This is a genomic window from Campylobacter sp. 1569 (genome assembly GCF_024723675.1).
Taxonomy (GTDB): Bacteria; Campylobacterota; Campylobacteria; order Campylobacterales; family Campylobacteraceae; genus Campylobacter_D; species Campylobacter_D jejuni_C.
In genome coordinates this window covers 1-19,946 of the sequence record NZ_JANQDB010000005.1, presented here as the reverse complement: position 1 = coordinate 19,946, position 19,946 = coordinate 1, and the positions used below count along the sequence as shown (strand labels likewise).

The window sequence follows — 19,946 nt, the reverse complement described above, 5'->3', positions numbered from 1 at the left end:
TTTTTATGAATAATGACAAAATAAGTATCATTGGTGCTAAAGAGAATAACCTTAAAAATATCAACCTAGAAATTCCTAAAAATAAACTCATAGTTTTTACAGGACTTAGTGGAAGTGGTAAATCCACTTTAGCTTTTGGCACGCTTTATGCAGAAGGACAACGTCGTTATATTGAAAGTTTAAGTGCTTATGCAAGGCAGTTTTTAGATAAAGTAGGCAAGCCAAATGTTGATAAAATAGAAGGTTTAACTCCTGCTATTGCTATTGATCAAAAAACAACTTCTAAAAATCCTCGATCAACCGTTGGAACTATTACTGAAATTTATGATTATTTAAGACTTTTATATGCAAGGATTGGCTCACAGCATTGTCATCAATGTGGCCAAAAAATCTCATCTATGAGTGCAGCAGATATCGTAGGTGAAATTTTAAAGCTTCCAAAAGGGGCAAAAATCATCATTTATGCGCCATTGATTAAAGAAAAAAAGGGAACTTTTGCAGATCTTTTGGAAAATTTAGTCGCAAAAGGTTATGTTAGAGCACAAATTGATGGGGTTTTAACGCGTCTTGATGAGGATATTGAGCTTGCTAAAACCAAAAAACATACAATAAAACTTGTAATAGATAGGCTTGAAGTGCAAGATGATATGCTAGCAAGACTTGCAAGCGATATAGAAAAAGGTCTTAGTGAGAGCTTTGGTGAAGTGGAAATTGAAGTTTTGAATAATGAAGAATTAAACATAGCAAAACATTTTCATTATAGTGAGCATAATGCTTGTTTTGATTGTAAAATTTCTTTTCCTTTGCTTGAGCCTTTGAGTTTTTCTTTTAATTCTCCAAAAGGCGCTTGTCCAAGTTGTGATGGTCTTGGTATAAGATATACGCTAGATATGAAAAAGCTTATCAATGAAGAATTAAGCTTAGAAGCAGGAGCTATAAAGCTTTTATATGGGTTTAATAAAAGTTATTATTATAAGTTTTTAATGGCCTTTTGCGAGCAAAATGATATCAGGGTAAAAATTCCATATAATGAGTTAAGTGAAGAAGAAAAGCGTCTAGTGCTTTATGGTAATGCCAAAGAAATTAACTTTTTATGGAAAAGACATCGTTTAAATCGCAAATTTGAAGGTGCGGTTAAATATGCCTATGAAATGCTAAAAGATGAAAAAGATTTAAGCGAGTATATGAGCGAAAAAACTTGTAAAGATTGCAATGGTCATCGTTTAAGAGCTGAAAGTTTAGCTGTAAAAGTAGCTGAAAAAAATTTGGGTGAAATTTTAGATATGAGTATAGAAAATACCACTGCATTTTTTTCAAAAGAAGCTAATTTTGCGTATTTGAGTGAGCAAGAAAGATTGATAGCTAAACCTATTTTTAAAGAAATTAATGAAAGATTGTTTTTTCTTTATGATGTAGGACTTGGGTATTTATCTTTAGGGCGTGATGCAAGAACCATTAGCGGGGGTGAGGCTCAAAGAATTCGTATAGCATCTCAAATTGGTAGTGGTTTAAGTGGAGTGATGTATGTTTTAGACGAGCCTAGTATTGGTTTACATGAGCGAGATACAGCAAAACTCATTAAAACTTTAAGAAATCTTCAGCAAAAGGGTAATACTTTAATTGTAGTTGAGCATGATAAAATGACTATAGAAGAGGCAGATTTTATCGTAGATATTGGTCCAAATGCTGGTAAATTTGGCGGTGAGGTTGTATTTAGTGGAACTTATAAAGAATTGTTAAAAAGCAAAAGCCAAACCGCCCTTTATATGAGTGGCAAAAAGCAAATTGCTCATCAAAAAAATAGAGAACAAAAAGATTTTATTAGTTTAAAAGATGTGAGTATTAATAATATTCAAAATTTAAGTGTAGATTTTCCATTACGTAACCTTGTGGCAATTACAGGTGTTTCAGGAAGTGGTAAAAGCTCATTAATTTTACAAACTTTGCTTCCATTTGCAAAAGAAGAGCTTAACCGTGCTAAAAAAGTTAAAAAACTAAGCGGGGCTAAAATAGAAGGTTTAGAAAAACTTGATAAGGTGATTTATCTTGATCAAAGTCCTATAGGTCGTACCCCGCGTTCAAATCCTGCTACTTATACAGGCGCTATGGATGAAATTCGTAATCTTTTTGCAGCTACTAAAGAAGCTAAAATGCGAGGTTATAAAGCAGGACGTTTTTCTTTTAATGTTAAAGGTGGAAGATGTGAAAAGTGCAGTGGAGATGGTGAAATTAAAATCGAAATGCACTTTTTGCCTGATGTGATGGTAACTTGTGATGTTTGTAATGGTAAAAGATATAATGATGCAACTTTAGAGATTAAATATAAAGGTAAAAGCATAGCTGATGTTTTAAATATGAGTATTATTGAAGCAAGTGAGTTTTTTACTTCTGTGCCAAAGATAAAACAAAAGCTTGATACTTTGGTAAAAGTTGGGCTTGATTATCTTACCTTAGGACAAAATGCAACTACTTTAAGTGGCGGGGAGGCTCAGCGTATCAAACTAGCTAAAGAATTAAGCAGGAGTGATACAGGAAAAACTCTTTATATTTTAGATGAGCCTACAACAGGACTTCATTTTGAAGATGTTAATAAGCTTATTTTAGTTTTGCAACATTTAGTTGATCTTGGAAATAGCGTGTTTGTGATAGAGCATAATTTAGATGTGATTAAAAATGCTGATTATATCATCGACATGGGACCTGAAGGTGGAGTTAAAGGTGGTAAGGTTATAGCTAAAGGTAGCGTAGAAGAGCTTGCAAAAAATCATGAAAAAAGTGGTTCTTATACGGGGTATTATCTAAATTTAGAGCTAAAAACTAAGCATAATTAAAATTAATGCTTAGTTTTAAATAAATATATTCAACTTATAGAACAACAATGCAATTTTAAAGATATTTAAAATGAAAATTTTTAGAAATTATTGTAAGTAGAAATTAGATTATTTTGTGAGTGTTGTTTTTTAAAGTAAACAAGGAGTAAAAATGGCAAAAATTCAATCAGTAGAACCTAATATAACTGATTTGGTAAATAGTTGGCTAAAAAATTATAAATTAGATTATAAATTAGAACAAGAAAATTTAAATAAAGAAATAGATGATGCTTTAAGCGAGTATTTTTCAAAAAATGGTGGAAAAGGTGGAAATAGACCCGATATTAAATTGCTTTTAGAGGATAAAAATTTAAATAAATACCCTATTTTAATCGAGTGTAAAGGCTATAAAGATAAATTAGTAAAATTAAATAGTAATAATCAAGTTGATAATACAACATCAAAAAATGAACCAAACTATACAAATATAAAAAATTATGCAGTAAATGGAGCAATTCATTACGCAAATGCAATTTTACATTATACAAATTACACAGATATTATATCAATAGGAATTACAGGTTATAAAGATGAAAGTGGAAAGTTAAAATATCTAATAGGAGTATATTTAGTATCAAAAGATAATTTTGGAATCGGACAAGAGATTGGAAAATTTACAGATTTATCATTTTTAAAAAATGAAAATTTTACTGATTTTATAAAAAATGATGTAAAAAAACTTTCTTTATCTTTAGAAGAGCTAGAAAGAATTAAAGAGTTAAGAGAAAAAGAAATAGACGCTAGCTTAATAAAATTAAACAACGATATATATAAAAATGAACAAGGGCTTGGTGAAAATGATAGAGTTTATTTAGTAGCAGCTTCAATTATAGCAACACTTGGAATTGCTGGAAAAGTAGCTCCTTTGGAAAAAGCTGAGTTAAAATCTTTAAATGAAGAAGGTAATAGAGACGGGGATATTATCCTTAGAAAAATTGAAGCTTTTTTAAAGGAGAAAAAAATCCCTGAAAATAAAAGAAAAATAATAGAAAGAACTTTAGCAAATACACTTACAAATGAAAATATAAACAAAGTAAAAAACGGAGAAAGTCAGCTAAAAAGAGTATTTTCAAAAATTATAGATGATTTAGGAATTTACTATAAAATTGGACTTACAACGGATTTTACAGGAAAACTCTTTAATGAGATGTATTCTTGGCTTGGATTTTCGCAAGATAAATTAAACGATGTTGTTTTAACACCATCTTATGTTGCAATATTACTAGCAAAACTAGCAAGAGTTAATAAAAATTCATATGTTTGGGACTTTGCTACTGGTTCAGCTGGACTTTTGGTTGCAGCTATGAATGAGATGATAAATGATGCAAAAGAAAACATAAGCTCTCCAGATGAATTAAATCAAAAAATATTACATATTAAAGCAAAGCAACTTTTAGGACTAGAAGTTTTACCAAGTGTGTATATGTTAGCTATTTTAAATATGATTTTAATGGGAGATGGAAGCTCAAATATAATGAATGAAGATTCATTATATTATGATGGTAATTATGGATTTTTAGAAACAAAAACAAAATTTCCAGCAGATGCATTTATATTAAATCCTCCATATTCAGCTAAGGGTAATGGCATGATTTTTGTCAAAAAAGCTTTATCTATGATGGAAAAAGGTTATGCTGCGATTATAATTCAAGGTTCGGCAGGTTCGGGAAAAGCTACTGAGTATAATAAAGAAATTTTAAAAAACAATACGCTTTTAGCTAGTATAAAAATGCCAATAGATTTGTTTATAGGAAAATCAAGCGTTCAAACATATATTTATGTTTTTAGAGTAGGAGAAGCTCATCAAAAAGATGAAATAGTAAAATTTATTGATTTTTCACATGATGGTTATACAAGAACAAATAGAAAAAAAGCAAAAAATAATCTAAAAAATACTGATAAAGCCAAAGAAAGATATCAAGAATTAGTAGATTTAGTTCGTTTTGGAAAAAGTAAATTAAGTATTTTTAGTGAAAAAGAATATTATGAAGGTAAAATAGATCCTCAAAAAGGAGATGATTGGAATCAGTCAGCCCCAGTAGATACAACACCAACTTTAGAAGATTTTAAAAAAACTGTTTCGGATTATTTAGCTTGGGAGGTTTCAAATTTATTAAAAAATAATACAAAATTAGATGATGAATTGGGAAAGTAGATGCCCCACTCAATGAAAAATTAAAAAACGTTGAGTGGGGAGAATATAGAATAGGTGATTTATTTGAAAGCAGTAATGGAAATTTTGATATTCAAAAAAAACACATAAATGAAAAAGGAGATTATGTTGTTACAGCAGGATTAACAGATTATGGAATTTTAGGAAAAAGTGATATACCAGCTAATATTTTTGATGAAAATACAATAACAATAGATATGTTTGGAAATGCTTTTTTTAGAAGCTTTAAATACAAAATGGTTACTCATGCTAGAGTTTTCTCATTAAAACCAAAATTAAAAATAACAAAATATCAAGGAATTTTCTTATCGACAAGTTTTAATTTTTTAGATAAAAAATTTGGATATGAAAATATGTGTTCTTGGATAAAAATAAAAGACGAAGTAATTCAACTTCCAACAAAAAACAAAGAAATAGATTTTGAATTTATGGAAAAATTTATCGCTGAACTAGAAGCTAAACATATCGCTGAGCTAGAAGCCTATTTAGCTATTACAGGGCTAGAAAATTATGAACTTACAGAAAAAGAAAAATTTGCATTAAATAAGTTAAATGCTATTGAGTGGGGAGAGTATAAAATAGGTGATTTGTTTTTTATAAAATCCTCAAAAAAAATATTTCACGCAAACTATATAAAAATTTATGAGAAAAAAATTGAAAATAGTTATCCATATGTAGTTAGAAAAACACAGGATAATGGAATTAGAGGCTATATTAAAGAGAGTGAAAAGTATCTAAATGATGCAAATACCTTATCATTTGCGCAAGATACATTTAGCGTATTTTATCAGAAAATCCCGTTTTTTACAGGAAATAAGGTTAAAATTTTATATCCTAAAACAAAAAAATTCAATGAGAAAATAGCTGATTTTATTATATCTGTTTTTAATGTTAGATTATCACAAATGACTTGGGGGACAGGTTCAACTACAAAAACAATCAGTGAAATAGATTTTAAACTCCCAACAAAAAATAAAGAGATAGATTTTGAATTTATAGAAAATTTTATATCAGCTATTGAAAAGCTTGTAATAAAAGATGTAGTTAAATATGCAAAGAAAAATAAAGATATTATAAATCAAGTAATAAAAAATAGTCAAAAATAAAAAAATTTAGCATTTGATAGTAGATTTATATAGGATTTAATCCTATATAAATATTAAAAACTAACCATAAATTTCACCTTTTTTATACTCATAAATACTTTGCATATCTTTATCGCCTCTTCCTGAAAGATTTATAACTATCACACTTTTTTTCTTTAAAGTCGGACAAAGTTTTTCTAGATAAGCTAATGCATGTGAGCTTTCAATAGCGGGTATAATACCTTCTTCTTTACATAATAATTTTAAAGCATTAATACACTCATCATCACTAATAGCATGATAACTTGCTCTTTTACTTTCTTGTAAATATGCGTGCAAAGGACCTATGCCAGGGTAATCAAGTCCAGCAGAGATGCTAAAAGTATGGGCAATGTTTCCTTTATCATCTTGTAAAACCTTAGTTTTCATACCATGGATAATACCTTCTTTACCTTTAGTAAGTGTGGCTGCATGATAAGGTGTATCTTTTCCTAAACCTGCCGCCTCAACGCCTATGAGTTTAACTTTTTCATCTTTTAAAAATGCATGAAAAATTCCAGCAGCATTGCTACCACCTCCAGCTGCTGCTATGATGTAATCAACTTTTTTATTTAATTTTCTAAGTTGCATTTTACATTCTTTACCTATAATACTTTGAAAATGCGTAACAATTTGCGGATAAGGATAAGGTCCTACTGCACTTCCTACTACATAAAATACTTCTTTGGTATTTTTAACCCAAAAATTTAAAGCCTCATCTACTGCATCGCTTAAAGTTTTACTTCCACTTTCTACCGCATGAACTTTTGCTCCTAAAAGCTCCATTTTATAGACATTTAAGGCTTGTCTTTTTACATCAATAGCTCCCATAAATATCTCACATTCAAGTCCCAAAAGTGCTGCTGCAGTAGCTGTTGCAAGCCCGTGTTGTCCTGCTCCGGTTTCTGCAATAATTTTTTTCTTATTCATTTTCTTTGCCATTAAGGCTTGAGCTATGGCATTGTTGATCTTATGAGCTCCTGTGTGAGTTAAGTCTTCTCTTTTTAAATAAATTTCATGATTATAAAGCTTGCTTAAATTTTTAGCATGGTATAAAGGCGTAGGTCTTCCCACATAATTAGCTAAGAGTTCTTTTAATTCTGTGTTAAAATCTTTATCTTTTTTGAGTTTTAAAAAAGCTTTTTCTACTTCATCTAATGCTATTTTTACTTCATTTGGCACAAATTGCCCACCAAATTTTCCATAATATTTTTTCATAGTATTTCCTTGGAATGATTAATAATTTAAAATCAAAAATGATCAACTAAAACTAAAAATGTAAAATAAAAAATGATTGAAAATGTAGTAGTAGGCTTAACGCCAAGAAAAAGAAGCTTTGTTAAATGAGTATTCTAAATTTAGTTTAGAAAATTTTTTCCTTTCCATAGTTTTTCCTTTTAAAAAATTGCCAAATGACTTTACATTCTAAGATAATTATTATTAAAAATTCTTTAAAATGATAGTTTGGAAAATAAATACTAAGAAAATTTGTAATGTTTGATTTTTTATATAATGATATAAGCTATATAGGACTTTTTATAGTATGTTTTCTCTCTAGCACGCTTTTGCCTATGGCAAGTGAGGCTTTTGTGCTTGCTTTTGTAAAATTAGATTTTAATGCTTGTATGGTTTTATTTGTAGCAAGTTTGGGAAATACTTTGGGTAGTTTAAGTACTTATGTGTTAGCTTATTTTGGAGAGAGTCAAATTTTAGAAAAATATTTTAAAGGCTCTTTGTATAAATTAGAAAAAATCAATGCAAACTTTAAAAAATTTGGTTCTTTGTATGCTTTTTTTACTTTTTTGCCCATAGTGGGAGATCTTTTTGCACTAGGGCTTGGATTTGCTAAGTATTCTTTTTTAAAAGCAAGTATTTTTATAGCCTTGGGTAAATTAAGTCGTTATGCTTTTGTAATTTTCATAGCAAATTCCATTTAAAAGTCTTGATTTTAAAAGTTTTAAAAGTCTAGCATTATCAATATCTTTTAAAACTTTTATAGTGTTTTTTAATTCATGATTTTTCATAGGCATTTTAGCATCTTTAAAACACCTTATTGTGCTTCCTCTAGCAAAAGTACTATCACAAATGACATCTACTAAATACTCATCAAAATTTGCTAAATTTGGATCAAGCATATAAGCAATAGTTAATGCATCATGTATCCATGTGCCATTTGTGCCTCTTGTTTTGCTTGCATAATCAATCCAAATTCTTAAAGTCTGTACTAAAAAATCACAAAGTGGATTTTGATTTTCTAAAGCATTTAAATCTTCATGAGTGAGCATAGTTTGCATTGTTGCATTATAAGGAACAAGTGTGATTTTGGCTCTTGAGTTTAAAACTATGCTAGCAGCTTCAGGATCAAAGCCAAAATTTGTATCTTTGATATGATAAGGCATATCAAAACTTCCACCCATGATAAAAATTTCTTTTACATTTTTATCAAAATCTTTAAAAAGTTTCATCGCTATGGCTATATTTGTTAAAGGTCCTATAGCGCAAATTGAAATTTCATCTGGATTTTGCATAACAAGCTCACCCATTTTCATACAAGCATTTGGACTTATGTTTTCTAAGATTTTTATAGGTTTTATATGATCCCAAAGATGAGTAAGCTTAAACTCTTCTACGCTTTTATCTAGTCTTTGTCTCCAAAAATGACTATCTTCACATAAAGCTTCATGAGCACCTAAATACAAAGGTATGTCTAGATTAAGCTTATTTAATAAATCTTTAGCAACACTATAAGCGGTTAAAGCTTGTACATTGCCACTTAAGGTGCTAATCATTTCAAGTTTGATTTCTTTGGAGGCTAAAATAAGTCCAAGGGCTAAACCATCATCGGTATTAGCCCCTGCTATACCATTGCCTATATCGGTATCTAAAATAAGGCGTATCATATCGCATCTTCTATTAAATTTAAATCCCTGCCTCTAGTTTCTGGTGCAAAGAAGGTTGTGATAAAACCAATTCCTGCGGTGATAACAAAATATAAAGCTATTGGCCACCAAGCACCATAATAAGCAAGTAAAGCTGAAGCTATCATAGGAGCGGTTCCTCCTGAAAGTATAGAGCCAAATTCTTTTGCTAGTGCCATTTTAGTATAGCGATTTTTTGCTCCAAAAAGTTCTACACCCCACGCAGCTTGCACACCAAAAATTCCTAAAGATGCCAAAGACATACCTACGATGATGGTTAAAATCACGATAATTTCATTTTTACTATCAAGTAGCATAAAAGCAGGGAAGGCATAAAGCATTAAAAGTAAGCAAAAGGTTCTATAAGTAATACGCCTTCCAAATTTATCACTCAAATACCCTGCTAAAGGTATAACTAAAAATCCCACCAAAGAAGCGATGACAACAGCAGTTGTAGCCACTGATTTATCAAGAAGTAAAATTTTAGTTACATAGCCTACTATAAAGCCTTGTGCAAGATAAGATGGTCCATTTTCTCCTATTCTTATACCCACCATAGTCCAAAATGCACGACTTTTTTGCCAAAAAGTTCTTTCATCTTTTTTCATATGTGCTTCATTTTCATGACGAATTTTTAGCATTAATTCTTTTTGTTTTTCAAAAACAGGAGTTTCTTTTACATTTAAACGCATATAAACAGCAAAAAGTGCTATAAAGATACTTCCTATAAAAGGAATTCTCCATCCCCATTCTTTAAAACTAGCATCATCCATACTTGTAACTAAAAGCCATACAAAAGCTGCAAGTAAGGTTCCACTATTTGATCCAAGAGCGATGATAGAAGAGATTAAGCCTCTATGTTTGCTAGGAGCGTATTCTCCAAGCATGACAGTTCCACCTGAAAGCTCAGCACCTGCACCAAAGCCTTGCATAAAGCGCAAAATAACCAAACATATAGGAGCCCAAATTCCAATTACTGCATAACTTGGTATAAAACCAATTAAAGTAGTTGAAATACCCATTAATGCAATAGTACTCATTAATACATTTTTTCTTCCGTATTTATCTCCTAAATATCCAAAAAATAAAGCTCCAATAGGTCTAGCAATAAAACCTATACCATAAGTAACAAAACTAAGCAATAATGCTATAATAGGAGTTTGTTCAGGAAAGAAAACTTCTGAAAAAACAGTAGCTGCAGCTAAGCCATAAAGTGCAAAATCTGCATATTCCATGGCAGTTCCTAGCCAACATGAAAACACAGCTTTTTTAAAAGCTTTTTTTCCTTGTGGAGTTTGAAAATTTTCATCCGCGATTGATTTTGTTTGCAAGATTAAACCTTTATTTGAAATTTCAAAATGATAATTTTATCTAAAATGCTTAAAATGGAAATTTAATGCTTTTTACCGACTTTTAAATAATTTTGGGCGATAATTATTATTATTTTTTAAATATAGGAAAAAAATGAAAACTTTAACCATAATTGATACTTTTGGCTTTTTCTTTAGACTTTTTTATGCTTTAAAGGGTTTGAAAAATTCAAAAGGCGAACCTAGTAATATGATTAGCGGTTTTGCTAATTTTATTTATAGTTTGAAAAATGAACATCCTAGTGATATGATTATTTTTGCTCTTGATAGCAAAGGAAAAACTTTTAGAAGTGAAATTGATCCAAATTATAAAATCAACCGCACTCCACCTCCACCTGATTTATTAGCTCAAATTCCAATTTGCATTCAAATGATAGAAAAAATGGGTTTTTCAAGCTTTTCTTGTGAAGGGTATGAGGCTGATGATATCATCGCATCCTTAGTTAAAGAGTGTGAAAATAAGGATATTTTTATAAGAATTATTACTCAAGATAAAGATTTGTATCAACTTATAAAAGATAATAAAGTTAGTATTTATAGCCCTATTTCAAAAAATGATTATAATGAAGCAGGATGTTTGGAAAAATATGGGGTAAAACCTAGTCAAATAAGAGATTTTTTAGCTCTATGTGGAGATAGCTCAGATAATATCCCAGGGGTAAAAGGAATTGGTGCTAAGGGTGCTAAAAATTTACTTGATGAGTTTGAAAGTATTGAGGGAATTTATGAAAACTTAACACTAGTGCGTAATGAAAGAAACCGTAATTTATTGCTTGAAGGCAAAGAAAATGCTTTTTTGAGTAAAAAACTTGCTTCTTTGTACGAAGATTTAGATGTGAAAAATATGCTTTTAAATTGTGAGTATCCAAAAGATGAACCTTTGCTTAAGATTATGGATATTTTAGAGTATTATGAATTAAATGCTTTATTAAAAAAACTACGTACTAATCCTACTAATAAAGATAAAAATTTAGGATTTAATGCAAGATTAATTTTAGATGAGAAAGAATTATTTGAAATTTTAGAAAAAATTGATGATCAAAGTATTGTTGCTTTTGACACTGAAACTACGGGCTTAGATACTAAAGAAGCAAAGATAGTAGGGTTTAGCTTTTGTTTTCATGAAAGTGAAGCCTTTTATGTGCCACTTGCGCATGATTATTTGGGAGTTTGTAAGCAAATTTCTATGCAAGTAGCTAAAAAGGGTATAGAAAAAATCTATCAAAGCATGGTTATAGGTCATAATCTTAAATATGATTTTGAAATCATAAAAAATAATTTTAATTTACTTCCTCCAAAAAATTATGCTGATACTATGATACTTGCATGGCTTAAAGAGCCAAGTTTGCGTGTAAATATGGATGATTTAGCAAAAAGATTGTTTAATTATGAGACTTTACATTTTGAAGATTTGGTAAAAAAAGGAGAAAGCTTTGCAGGAGTGGATGTAGAAAAAGCTTGTAAATATGCAGCTGAGGATGCTTATATCACTTTAAGATTTTATCTGTATTTTTTAAAAAATTTAGAAAAGCCTTTGCTTGAACTTGCACAAAAAAATGAGTTTGAATTTATCAAAGTGCTAATTATGATGGAAAATAATGGCATTAAACTTGATACTCAAAAACTTGAAAGCCTAATGCAAAGTTTTAATCAAGATATTAAAATATTAAGTGAAAAAATATATGATTTAGCGGGTGAAAAATTTAATATTAACTCTCCAAAACAAGTAGGGGATATTTTATTTGAAAAACTAAAACTACCAAGTGGTAAAAAAAGTAAAACAGGTTATTCTACCGATGAAAAGGTTTTGAATGCTATTTTAGATAACCATCTGATTGTGAAAGAAATTTTAGCTTATAGAGAGCTTGCAAAATTAGTTTCTACTTATTGTGAACCTTTGTTAAAATTAGCTAAAAAAGATGAAAACTCAAGAATTTATTCAAGCTTTTTACAAACAGGAACTGCAACTGGACGCCTTTCATCAAAAGACCCAAATTTGCAAAATATCCCTGCGCATGGTCAATATGCTAAAGATTATAAATCTTGTTTTGTAACAAAAGAAGGATTTAGCTTTATCTCGCTTGATTATTCACAAATTGAGCTTAGAATGCTAGCGCATTTTAGTGAAGATGAGAAATTACTAGAAGCGTTTTCAAATGATGAGGATATTCATGCAAAAACTGCTATTATGATTTTTGGCTATAGTGATTATGAGACAAGAAGTATTGCTAAAAGTATAAATTTTGGTCTTATTTATGGCATGGGTTATAAGACTTTGAGTCAAAATTTAAAAATAGAAGCAAAGTTAGCTAAAGAATATATTGAAAAATATTTTGAGAATTTTACTAGCATTAAAACTTATTTTGAAAAGGTAAAAAATGAAGCTAAGCAAAATGGTTTTATAAAGACTTTGCTAGGTCGTAAGCGTTATTTTGATTTTGAAAATGCAAAGCCTATGCATGTGGCAATGTATGAAAGAGAGAGTATTAACTCTACACTTCAAGGCTCTGCTGCCGATATAATAAAACTTGCAATGATAGAAATTGCAAAAGATTTAGATGAAAATAAACGCTTGATTTTACAAATTCATGATGAGCTTATTTTTGAAGTAAAAGATGAACTTTGTGAGGAATTTGCAAAAAATGCTAGTGATATTATGGAAAATATTGTAAAATTAAAAGTTAAATTAAAAACTTCATCAAGTATTGCCAAAAATTGGGGCGCATTAAAATAAGGAGAATAACTAATGGATCTTTCAACCATACTTGGGATGGTATTAGCTGTTGTTAGTATTTCTGTAGGGGATATTTTAGAGGGTGGTAACCCTTTGCATGTTTTACACTTAAGTTCGTTTTTGATCGTGGTTCCAACTGCGGCATTTTGTGCGATGACAGCAACGCATAAAAAATTTGTTAAAGCAGCTTATAAAGAATTAAAACTTGCCTTTAAAGGTGCAGGGGTAAATTTAAGTCAGAGAATAGCTGAACTTGTAGAATACTCTATCATAGCAAGAAGAGACGGACTTTTGGCTTTAGAATCAAAAACTAATGAAATAGATAATGAGTTTTTAAAAGAAACCATGATGATGATGGTTGATGGCAAGAGTGTAGAAGAAATTAAAGAAAGCATGGAAATCCAAATAGAAGAAATGGAAGAATACTATAAAGAAACGGCAGAATACTGGATCCGTTTTGGCGAGACTTGTCCTACTATGGGACTTGTTGGTGCGGTTATGGGACTTATGCTTGCTTTACAACTTTTAGATGATCCTCAAGCTATGGCGGCAGGTATTGCAGGGGCATTTACTGCAACAGTAACGGGGATTTTTGGTGCTTATGCTTTATTTGGACCTTGGGGTCATAAAATCAAAGCTAATGCTCATGAGCTCATTAAAGAAAGGATAGTGATCTCGCATGCTATTGTAAGCATTGCAGAAGGAGCTAACCCTAGAGATTTAGAGGCTAAATTGTTTAATTATCTTGGACAAGGTGAGCCTAGAATTTCTCAGTTTGATAAGTAAGAGTTAAAAATGGGAAAAAAACATAAATGTCCAGAATGTCCAGCTGGTGAGAGATGGGCTGTGCCTTATGCAGACTTTTTAAGTTTGCTTTTGGCACTTTTTATTGCTCTTTGGGCAATTTCTGAAAGTAATCCTGCAAAAACTGAGGCTTTAAAAACTGAATTTGTTAAAATTTTTGAATTTACTGCTTCTAGTCCCTTAGAAAAAGAAAGTGAAGTGCATAATAAATACAGTGCACCATCTAATGCAAATGTTGAAGAACTTGAAAAGCTTAAAAAATTAAGTATCACTCAGCAAGAGAATATAGAAAAACTAAAAGCAGCATTAGATCAAAGAGAAAATAACGTTGTGTTGAATCTACCTGCAAGAGTTGAATTTACTAGAGGTAGTACTCAAATTGATTCAACTGATGTGCAAGATTTTTTAAAGCGTATTAGTGAAGTATTAAAGAGAATGCCAACTCAAGCTCAAATAGAAATCAGAGGTTATACTGATGCAAGCGATAAGGACCCAAAAAGAAATTTTGATTTAGCTAGTAAAAGAGCTCAAGTGGTGGCTGATTATCTTGTTAGTAGTGGTATAAATTCTTCTCAATTGGTGGTTGTAAGTTACGGAGATAATTATCCATTAACTCAAAATAAAGAAGATGAGATGAACAATAGAGTTGAATTTTATATCCGTGTAGATTCTTCTGATAACACTATAAAACAGTCTGTTTTGGATAGAATTATAGGGGGGGGGTTAAATAATAAATGAATTTATTATTCCCCACCAAAATAAAGTAGCGCTGAACCCCAAGTAAATCCACCGCCAAAAGCATCAAGTAGTATTAACGAACCTTGTTTTAAACGACCTTCTTCATATGCATCATTTATAGCCATAGGTATTGAAGCAGCTGATGTATTGCCATATTTTTGTACTGTAACTACACATTGTTCATCTTTGAGATTTAATTTTTCTTGCACAGCTTTAATAATTCTTAAATTAGCTTGATGGGGTATAAAAAGATCAATTTCTTCGCTTTTTATATTGTTTTTTGCAAGAATTTCAATAACATCATTACTTAAGGTATTAACTGCAATTTTAAATACTTCGTTACCTTTCATTTGTAACGAAAGTGGAGTACAAATGTTACTTTGTTGAGATCTTTGAGTCATTAATAAACTTCCAAATTCTCCATCACTTGCAGTATGAGTGTCTATGATTGGAAAGTTGTCATCTAATGATACAACTCCAGCTCCAGCTCCATCACCAAATAAAACACATGTGCTTCTATCAGTATAATCTATAATAGAACTAATTTTTTCAGCTCCTATGATTAATATATTTTTTTTAGCACCACTTTCAACCATAGATTTTGCAAGCTCTAAGAGATAAATAAACCCAGAGCATGCCGCAGAAATATCAAAAGCGGTGACATTTTTTAAACCAAGATTGTGAGCAATTTTACATGCAGTTGATGGCATGGTAAAATAATCAGGACTTAAAGTAGCCACTATAATCGCATCTATATCTTGAGGATTTAAATTAGCTCTTTGTATAGCCTTAATAGCTGCTTTAGTGCCAAGATCACTTGTGTTTTCATCATCATTTGCTATACGTCTTTGCTCTATACCTGTTCTTCTTAATATCCATTCATCACTAGTTTGAACCATGGTTTCTAGATCATGATTACTAAGTATTTTTTTGGGAATATAAGAAGCTATACTTTTTAAAGAAGCTTTAGTTGATTTCATAATTTGTAAGTTCTTTTTCTATAGTTTGGTTTATATTTGACTGTGTGAAATTTAATGCTTGAAAAATAGCATTTTTGATAGCTTTTGGACCACTTTTACCATGACTTATAATAACACATTCTTTTACGCCTAAAAGTGGGGCTCCGCCGTATTCTTCATAGTCAATATGAGTTTTTAATTCATTAAAAGCCGGTTTTGCTAAAAAATAACCAAGTTTTGCTAAAAAAGATTTTTGAATTTCTTGTTTTAAAAGTTTTGTAATAACACTTGCCACACCCTCTCCGGTTTTAAGCAAGATATTTCCATTAAATCCATCACATACTAATACATCTATAGTGCCATTAAAGATATCTCTACCTTCAGCATTTCCTACAAAATTTGGAAGTTGTTTTAAAAGTTGATGAGTTTCTTTGGTAAGCTCATTTCCTTTGCACTCTTCTTCACCATTTGAAAGCAATGCAACTCTAGGTTTAGCAATTTTTAAAATTTCCTTTGCATAAGCTTCACCCATAATAGCAAATTGAAACAAATGTTCACTTTTGCAATCAACATTTGCTCCAACATCTAATACAAGTGTTCTTGAATGGATATTTGGCATTAAGGTGGCAATTGCAGGTCTAGCAATATTTGCTAATCTTCCAAGCCTTAAAGTAGCTAAACTCATTGTAGCTCCACTATGTCCAGCAGAAACAACAGCTTTTGCTTTTTGATTTTTTACTAAATCTATAGCCTTATAAATAGTACTATCTTTTCTTTTTAGTGCATCTGTGGAATTTTCTTCCATAGCAAATACATCAAAAGCTTCTTCGTATTCTATGTATGGATTTAATTCTTGAGGGATTAGGGTTTTAAGCTTTTGAGGATTCCCTACTAAGATAGCTTTAAATTCACGCTCTTTTAAAGCCTGAATTACGCCTTCTATAATAGGCTTTTCCCCAAAATCACCTCCCATTGCATCAATAGCAATGCTTGTCATCGTTGTTAATATTCCTTAGTTACTGGATTTACACGGTGAGGCATTTTATAGCTACCATCTTTGTCTTTTATAGGCATAGGTAGGGTAACTTTATAATGAGTTCTACGTTTTGCTGCACGAGTTTTGCTCACTCTTCTCTTAGGTACTGCCATTTTTTACTCCTTTGTTAATTTGAACATTTATTGCAATAAAAATAATCACTTAAGTATGATTGTAATTCACTTGTAGCAAGTTCTATTAAATCAATATGTGAGTCAAAAAACTCCATAGTATCACTTAAAGTATTATCTTCATCTTTAAAAATTCCATCGCTTGCAAAAAGCTCTATATTTTGGTTAATTTCAAGCTCCATCTCATCACCACAACGATCGCAATTTCTATAAGCAAAGCCTTTGAAATTAGCTTTGATTTTAGCTAATTTTGGATTAACTTTTGTTATGGTTCCTTCAAAAACTATATTATCAAGATCTAGTTTAAAAGGATAAGCTATAGAGCTAAGTTTTGCAAAAGCGATTTTCATTATAAAATTTCAGTTTTTGAAAAGAAAAATTCTATTTCAATTTTTGCATTTTCTAAGCTATCACTTCCATGAACCGCATTTGCATCAATACTATCTGCAAAATCTGCTCTAATAGTACCAGGAGCCGCTTCTTTTGGATTTGTAGCACCCATCAATTCTCTGTTTTTTAATACAGCATTTTCGCCTTCTAAAACAGAAACTACAACCGGACCACTGATCATAAATTCAACTAAATCTTTAAAAAAAGGTCTTTCTTTGTGTACAGCATAAAAATCTTGAGCTTCTTTTTCAGAAAGCTGTATTTTTTTTGTCGCTGCTATTCTTAGACCATTACTTTCAAAGCGTGTTAAAATTTGACCAATAACACCTTTTTTTACTGCATCAGGTTTAATAATAGAAAGTGTTTTTTCCAAAATTGTCCCCTTAATTTAAAATAAGTTTTATATTTATAAAAGAGTTAATTATACCAAAAAATGTTTTAAAATTATATAAAAATTTAGAGTTCATAGAAGAGTTTGTAAGTAGCTTGAAAACAAGATACTTACATTGAAAATTTATTATGCAAATACCGGAGTTGAACCATCTCTTAAATTACTTCCGATGTTATCACGGCTTGGTTGTCCACTAACTACATCACTCCATACAATACAGCCATCAGTTGGACAAGCGCTTGCACAAGCTGGTTGGTCATTGTGTCCTACACACTCAACACATTTATCAGCATAAACATAATATCTATCTTCACCCTCAGGGTTATTTGCATCATCTACGATTGCACTTACTGGACATTCATCTATACAAGAACCACATGCTATACAAATATCAGTAATTTTAACTGCCATTTTTTACTCCTTAATATTAAATATTAAATGCAAGATTATCAAAATTGTCTTAATTTTATTCTTAAAACCTTTTAATTTTGATAATAAAATTAATTTACATACAAATTTACACAATTAATAAATTTTTAAATTTACAAATGATACTATTTTGTTACAAATAAAATTTATTAATTAGGAGATAAAATTATGGTAGTAACTAAAAAAGCTATTGATTTTACAGCACCTGCTGTATTAGGAAATAACCAAATAGTTGAAGATTTTAATCTTTATAAAAATATAGGACCAAAAGGCGCAGTAGTATTTTTCTATCCAAAAGACTTTACTTTTGTTTGTCCATCTGAAATCATTGCTTTTGATAAAAGATATCAAGATTTTAAAGATAGAGGTATTGAAGTAATCGGCGTATCTTGCGATAATGAATTTTCTCATTTTGCATGGAAAAATACGCCAGTAAATCAAGGTGGTATAGGTCAAGTTAAATTCCCTTTAGTAGCTGATTTAACAAAACAAATTGCTAGAAATTTTGATGTTTTATTTGAAGAAGCAGTTGCTTTAAGAGGTTCTTTCTTGCTTGATGCTGATGGAACAATCCGCCATGCAGTAGTTAATGATTTACCACTTGGAAGAAACATTGATGAAATGATTAGAATGGTTGATACTATGTTATTTACTAATGAACATGGTGAAGTTTGCCCAGCTGGTTGGAATAAAGGTGATGAAGGTATGAAAGCTGATCCTAAAGGTGTTGCTGATTATCTAAGCAAAAACGAAGGTAAACTATAACTAAAAGCCTGCTATATGTAGGCTTTATAATCTTTTTTTTATTCCTCTATAACTTGTATATTTTAAAAATATTTTTTCTATATTTTTTGTTATTTAAATTACATTTTTTATCAATTTTAAATCAAATAATACAATTTTAATCTTATTTGTCAATACAACATTCAATACAAGGAGTAAAAATGTTTCAAAGTATTACAGGTAGATTAACTTTGGTGATCGCTATTGTGAGTATTATAGTACTTGCGGTGGTTAATGGTATGAGTTATTACAACTCTAAAGAGGATACTTATACTTATCTTGAAGAGATTCAAAGAAAAACCATGTTAGATACAGCAGAAGTTTTTGCTATATATTCACATACAAAAAGAGATGCAATTGCTATTTTGGCTGAAGAAATTGTAAAGCAAAATTTTTCTGACGATGAAAGCATTTACAATTTTTTAGAAGCTTTTAAGAAAGCGAATAATTTTGATATTATTTATTTTGCTCTAGACGAAACAGGAAAACACTATAAATCTGATCATACCTATTTGGATAAATCTAAAGGATTTGATGTAAAAACTAGAGCATGGTATATTAAAGCTAAAGAAGAAAAGAAATTAATCGTATCAGATCCATATTCTAGTTTTGCTGATGGAAAAATGAAAATTGCATATGCAGTACCTGTATTTAAAAATAAACAGTTTATAGGTGTTGTTGGAGGAGATTATGATTTAGAAAGATTTTCAAAAGATGTACTTTCAGTTGGAAAAAGTTCTCAAGCATATACAGCTATATATGATATCGAGGGAAATGTTTTCTTTCACCCCGAAATTGAGAAAATAGGTAAAAAAGATAAATTCAGTGAAAATATTTCAGCTTATATGAAAACAAATCCTGAATTTTTAAATCCACAAAATGAAAGCGAAATTGCATATATTCCAAATGAAGATGGAAGTATAGAGGCTGTAATGTGTACAAATTCTTTTAATTTGAAATATAAAGTATGTACAGTCACAAAAGAAAGAGTGTACTCAGAAAAAGTAAATAAAGATTTAGTCAAACAAGTTGTTGTAACTTTAATAGCAATAGTTGTGGCTTTGCTATTAATTAAAATAGTTATTAGCAGGTTTTT

General features: G+C 30.2%; 18 protein-coding genes. 9 read left to right on the top strand and 9 right to left on the bottom strand.

The window, feature by feature from the left end; genetic code table 11:
* Positions 1–5: 5 nt before the first annotated feature.
* The 3 genes from uvrA to CAMP5060_RS03475 all read left to right on the top strand — a co-directional run bounded on the left by uvrA (position 6) and on the right by CAMP5060_RS03475 (position 6,149).
* Complete coding sequence (uvrA, locus tag CAMP5060_RS03485; protein ID WP_337217913.1) at positions 6–2,831, top strand: excinuclease ABC subunit UvrA; 2,826 nt, start codon at positions 6–8, stop codon at positions 2,829–2,831.
* Between the two features lie 151 nt (positions 2,832–2,982).
* Positions 2,983–5,025: an HsdM family class I SAM-dependent methyltransferase gene (locus CAMP5060_RS03480; protein ID WP_337217912.1), complete on the top strand. Its 2,043-nt coding sequence runs from the start codon at positions 2,983–2,985 to the stop codon at positions 5,023–5,025.
* A gap of 50 nt (positions 5,026–5,075) precedes the next feature.
* Positions 5,076–6,149 (top strand): restriction endonuclease subunit S, encoded by a 1,074-nt coding sequence (locus CAMP5060_RS03475; RefSeq protein WP_442863347.1) that lies wholly within the window; start codon positions 5,076–5,078, stop codon positions 6,147–6,149.
* 60 nt (positions 6,150–6,209) lie between these two features.
* On the opposite strand, the gene trpB is transcribed toward CAMP5060_RS03475, so the two are convergent.
* Positions 6,210–7,385, bottom strand: a complete 1,176-nt coding sequence (gene trpB / locus CAMP5060_RS03470; RefSeq protein ID WP_047208611.1) for a tryptophan synthase subunit beta — start codon at positions 7,383–7,385, stop codon at positions 6,210–6,212.
* A 275-nt stretch (positions 7,386–7,660) separates the two neighbouring features.
* Between trpB and CAMP5060_RS03465 the strand changes: the two genes are divergently transcribed.
* Positions 7,661–8,104, top strand: a complete 444-nt coding sequence (locus CAMP5060_RS03465; protein WP_337217911.1) for a YqaA family protein — start codon at positions 7,661–7,663, stop codon at positions 8,102–8,104.
* Here the strand turns inward: CAMP5060_RS03465 and CAMP5060_RS03460 are convergent.
* Together CAMP5060_RS03460 and CAMP5060_RS03455 are read right to left on the bottom strand one after the other, a co-directional pair.
* The gene (locus CAMP5060_RS03460; RefSeq protein ID WP_337217949.1) at positions 8,060–9,064 is read right to left on the bottom strand and encodes a nucleoside hydrolase; all 1,005 of its coding nucleotides are present in this window, start codon (positions 9,062–9,064) and stop codon (positions 8,060–8,062) included. The genes CAMP5060_RS03465 and CAMP5060_RS03460 overlap by 45 nt on opposite strands.
* On the bottom strand, positions 9,064–10,419 hold the full coding sequence (locus CAMP5060_RS03455) for an MFS transporter (protein ID WP_087699617.1): 1,356 nt from the start codon (positions 10,417–10,419) through the stop codon (positions 9,064–9,066). Before CAMP5060_RS03455 ends, CAMP5060_RS03460 begins: the two co-directional genes overlap by 1 nt.
* A 130-nt stretch (positions 10,420–10,549) precedes the next feature.
* Between CAMP5060_RS03455 and polA the strand changes: the two genes are divergently transcribed.
* The 3 genes from polA to motB are packed head-to-tail and all read left to right on the top strand — an operon-like array spanning position 10,550 to position 14,731.
* The gene (gene polA, locus CAMP5060_RS03450; protein WP_337217910.1) at positions 10,550–13,189 is read left to right on the top strand and encodes a DNA polymerase I; all 2,640 of its coding nucleotides are present in this window, start codon (positions 10,550–10,552) and stop codon (positions 13,187–13,189) included.
* A 12-nt stretch (positions 13,190–13,201) separates the two neighbouring features.
* Positions 13,202–13,975 carry a flagellar motor stator protein MotA gene (motA, locus tag CAMP5060_RS03445; RefSeq protein ID WP_039619177.1) on the top strand — a complete coding sequence of 258 codons (774 nt, stop codon included), beginning with the start codon at positions 13,202–13,204 and terminating at the stop codon, positions 13,973–13,975.
* Positions 13,976–13,984: 9 nt separating this feature from the next.
* Complete coding sequence (motB, locus tag CAMP5060_RS03440; protein WP_337217909.1) at positions 13,985–14,731, top strand: flagellar motor protein MotB; 747 nt, start codon at positions 13,985–13,987, stop codon at positions 14,729–14,731.
* Between the two features lie 5 nt (positions 14,732–14,736).
* Here motB and CAMP5060_RS03435 read toward each other — a convergent pair whose 3' ends face one another.
* The 6 genes from CAMP5060_RS03435 to CAMP5060_RS03410 form a co-directional block, all read right to left on the bottom strand.
* Positions 14,737–15,711, bottom strand: coding sequence for a beta-ketoacyl-ACP synthase III (locus CAMP5060_RS03435; protein ID WP_087699612.1), 975 nt, complete (start codon positions 15,709–15,711; stop codon positions 14,737–14,739).
* Positions 15,698–16,687 (bottom strand): phosphate acyltransferase PlsX, encoded by a 990-nt coding sequence (gene plsX / locus CAMP5060_RS03430; protein ID WP_214099955.1) that lies wholly within the window; start codon positions 16,685–16,687, stop codon positions 15,698–15,700. The genes CAMP5060_RS03435 and plsX overlap by 14 nt, the downstream gene beginning before the upstream one ends.
* A gap of 5 nt (positions 16,688–16,692) precedes the next feature.
* A complete protein-coding gene (gene rpmF, locus CAMP5060_RS03425) occupies positions 16,693–16,839 on the bottom strand; it encodes a 50S ribosomal protein L32 (RefSeq protein ID WP_012662034.1) in 147 nt (48 codons plus the stop codon).
* A gap of 14 nt (positions 16,840–16,853) precedes the next feature.
* Positions 16,854–17,207, bottom strand: a complete 354-nt coding sequence (locus CAMP5060_RS03420; RefSeq protein ID WP_214126486.1) for a hypothetical protein — start codon at positions 17,205–17,207, stop codon at positions 16,854–16,856.
* On the bottom strand, positions 17,207–17,620 hold the full coding sequence (ndk, locus tag CAMP5060_RS03415) for a nucleoside-diphosphate kinase (RefSeq protein ID WP_214126485.1): 414 nt from the start codon (positions 17,618–17,620) through the stop codon (positions 17,207–17,209). Before ndk ends, CAMP5060_RS03420 begins: the two co-directional genes overlap by 1 nt.
* A 144-nt stretch (positions 17,621–17,764) precedes the next feature.
* Positions 17,765–18,049: a DUF362 domain-containing protein gene (locus tag CAMP5060_RS03410; protein WP_337217908.1), complete on the bottom strand. Its 285-nt coding sequence runs from the start codon at positions 18,047–18,049 to the stop codon at positions 17,765–17,767.
* Between the two features lie 186 nt (positions 18,050–18,235).
* On the opposite strand from CAMP5060_RS03410, the gene CAMP5060_RS03405 reads away from it, so the two are divergent.
* Positions 18,236–18,832, top strand: coding sequence for a peroxiredoxin (locus CAMP5060_RS03405; protein ID WP_337217907.1), 597 nt, complete (start codon positions 18,236–18,238; stop codon positions 18,830–18,832).
* Positions 18,833–19,011: 179 nt separating this feature from the next.
* Positions 19,012–19,946, top strand: a 935-nt coding sequence (locus CAMP5060_RS03400) for a cache domain-containing protein (RefSeq protein ID WP_337217906.1), incomplete at its 3' end; no start/stop codon positions are given.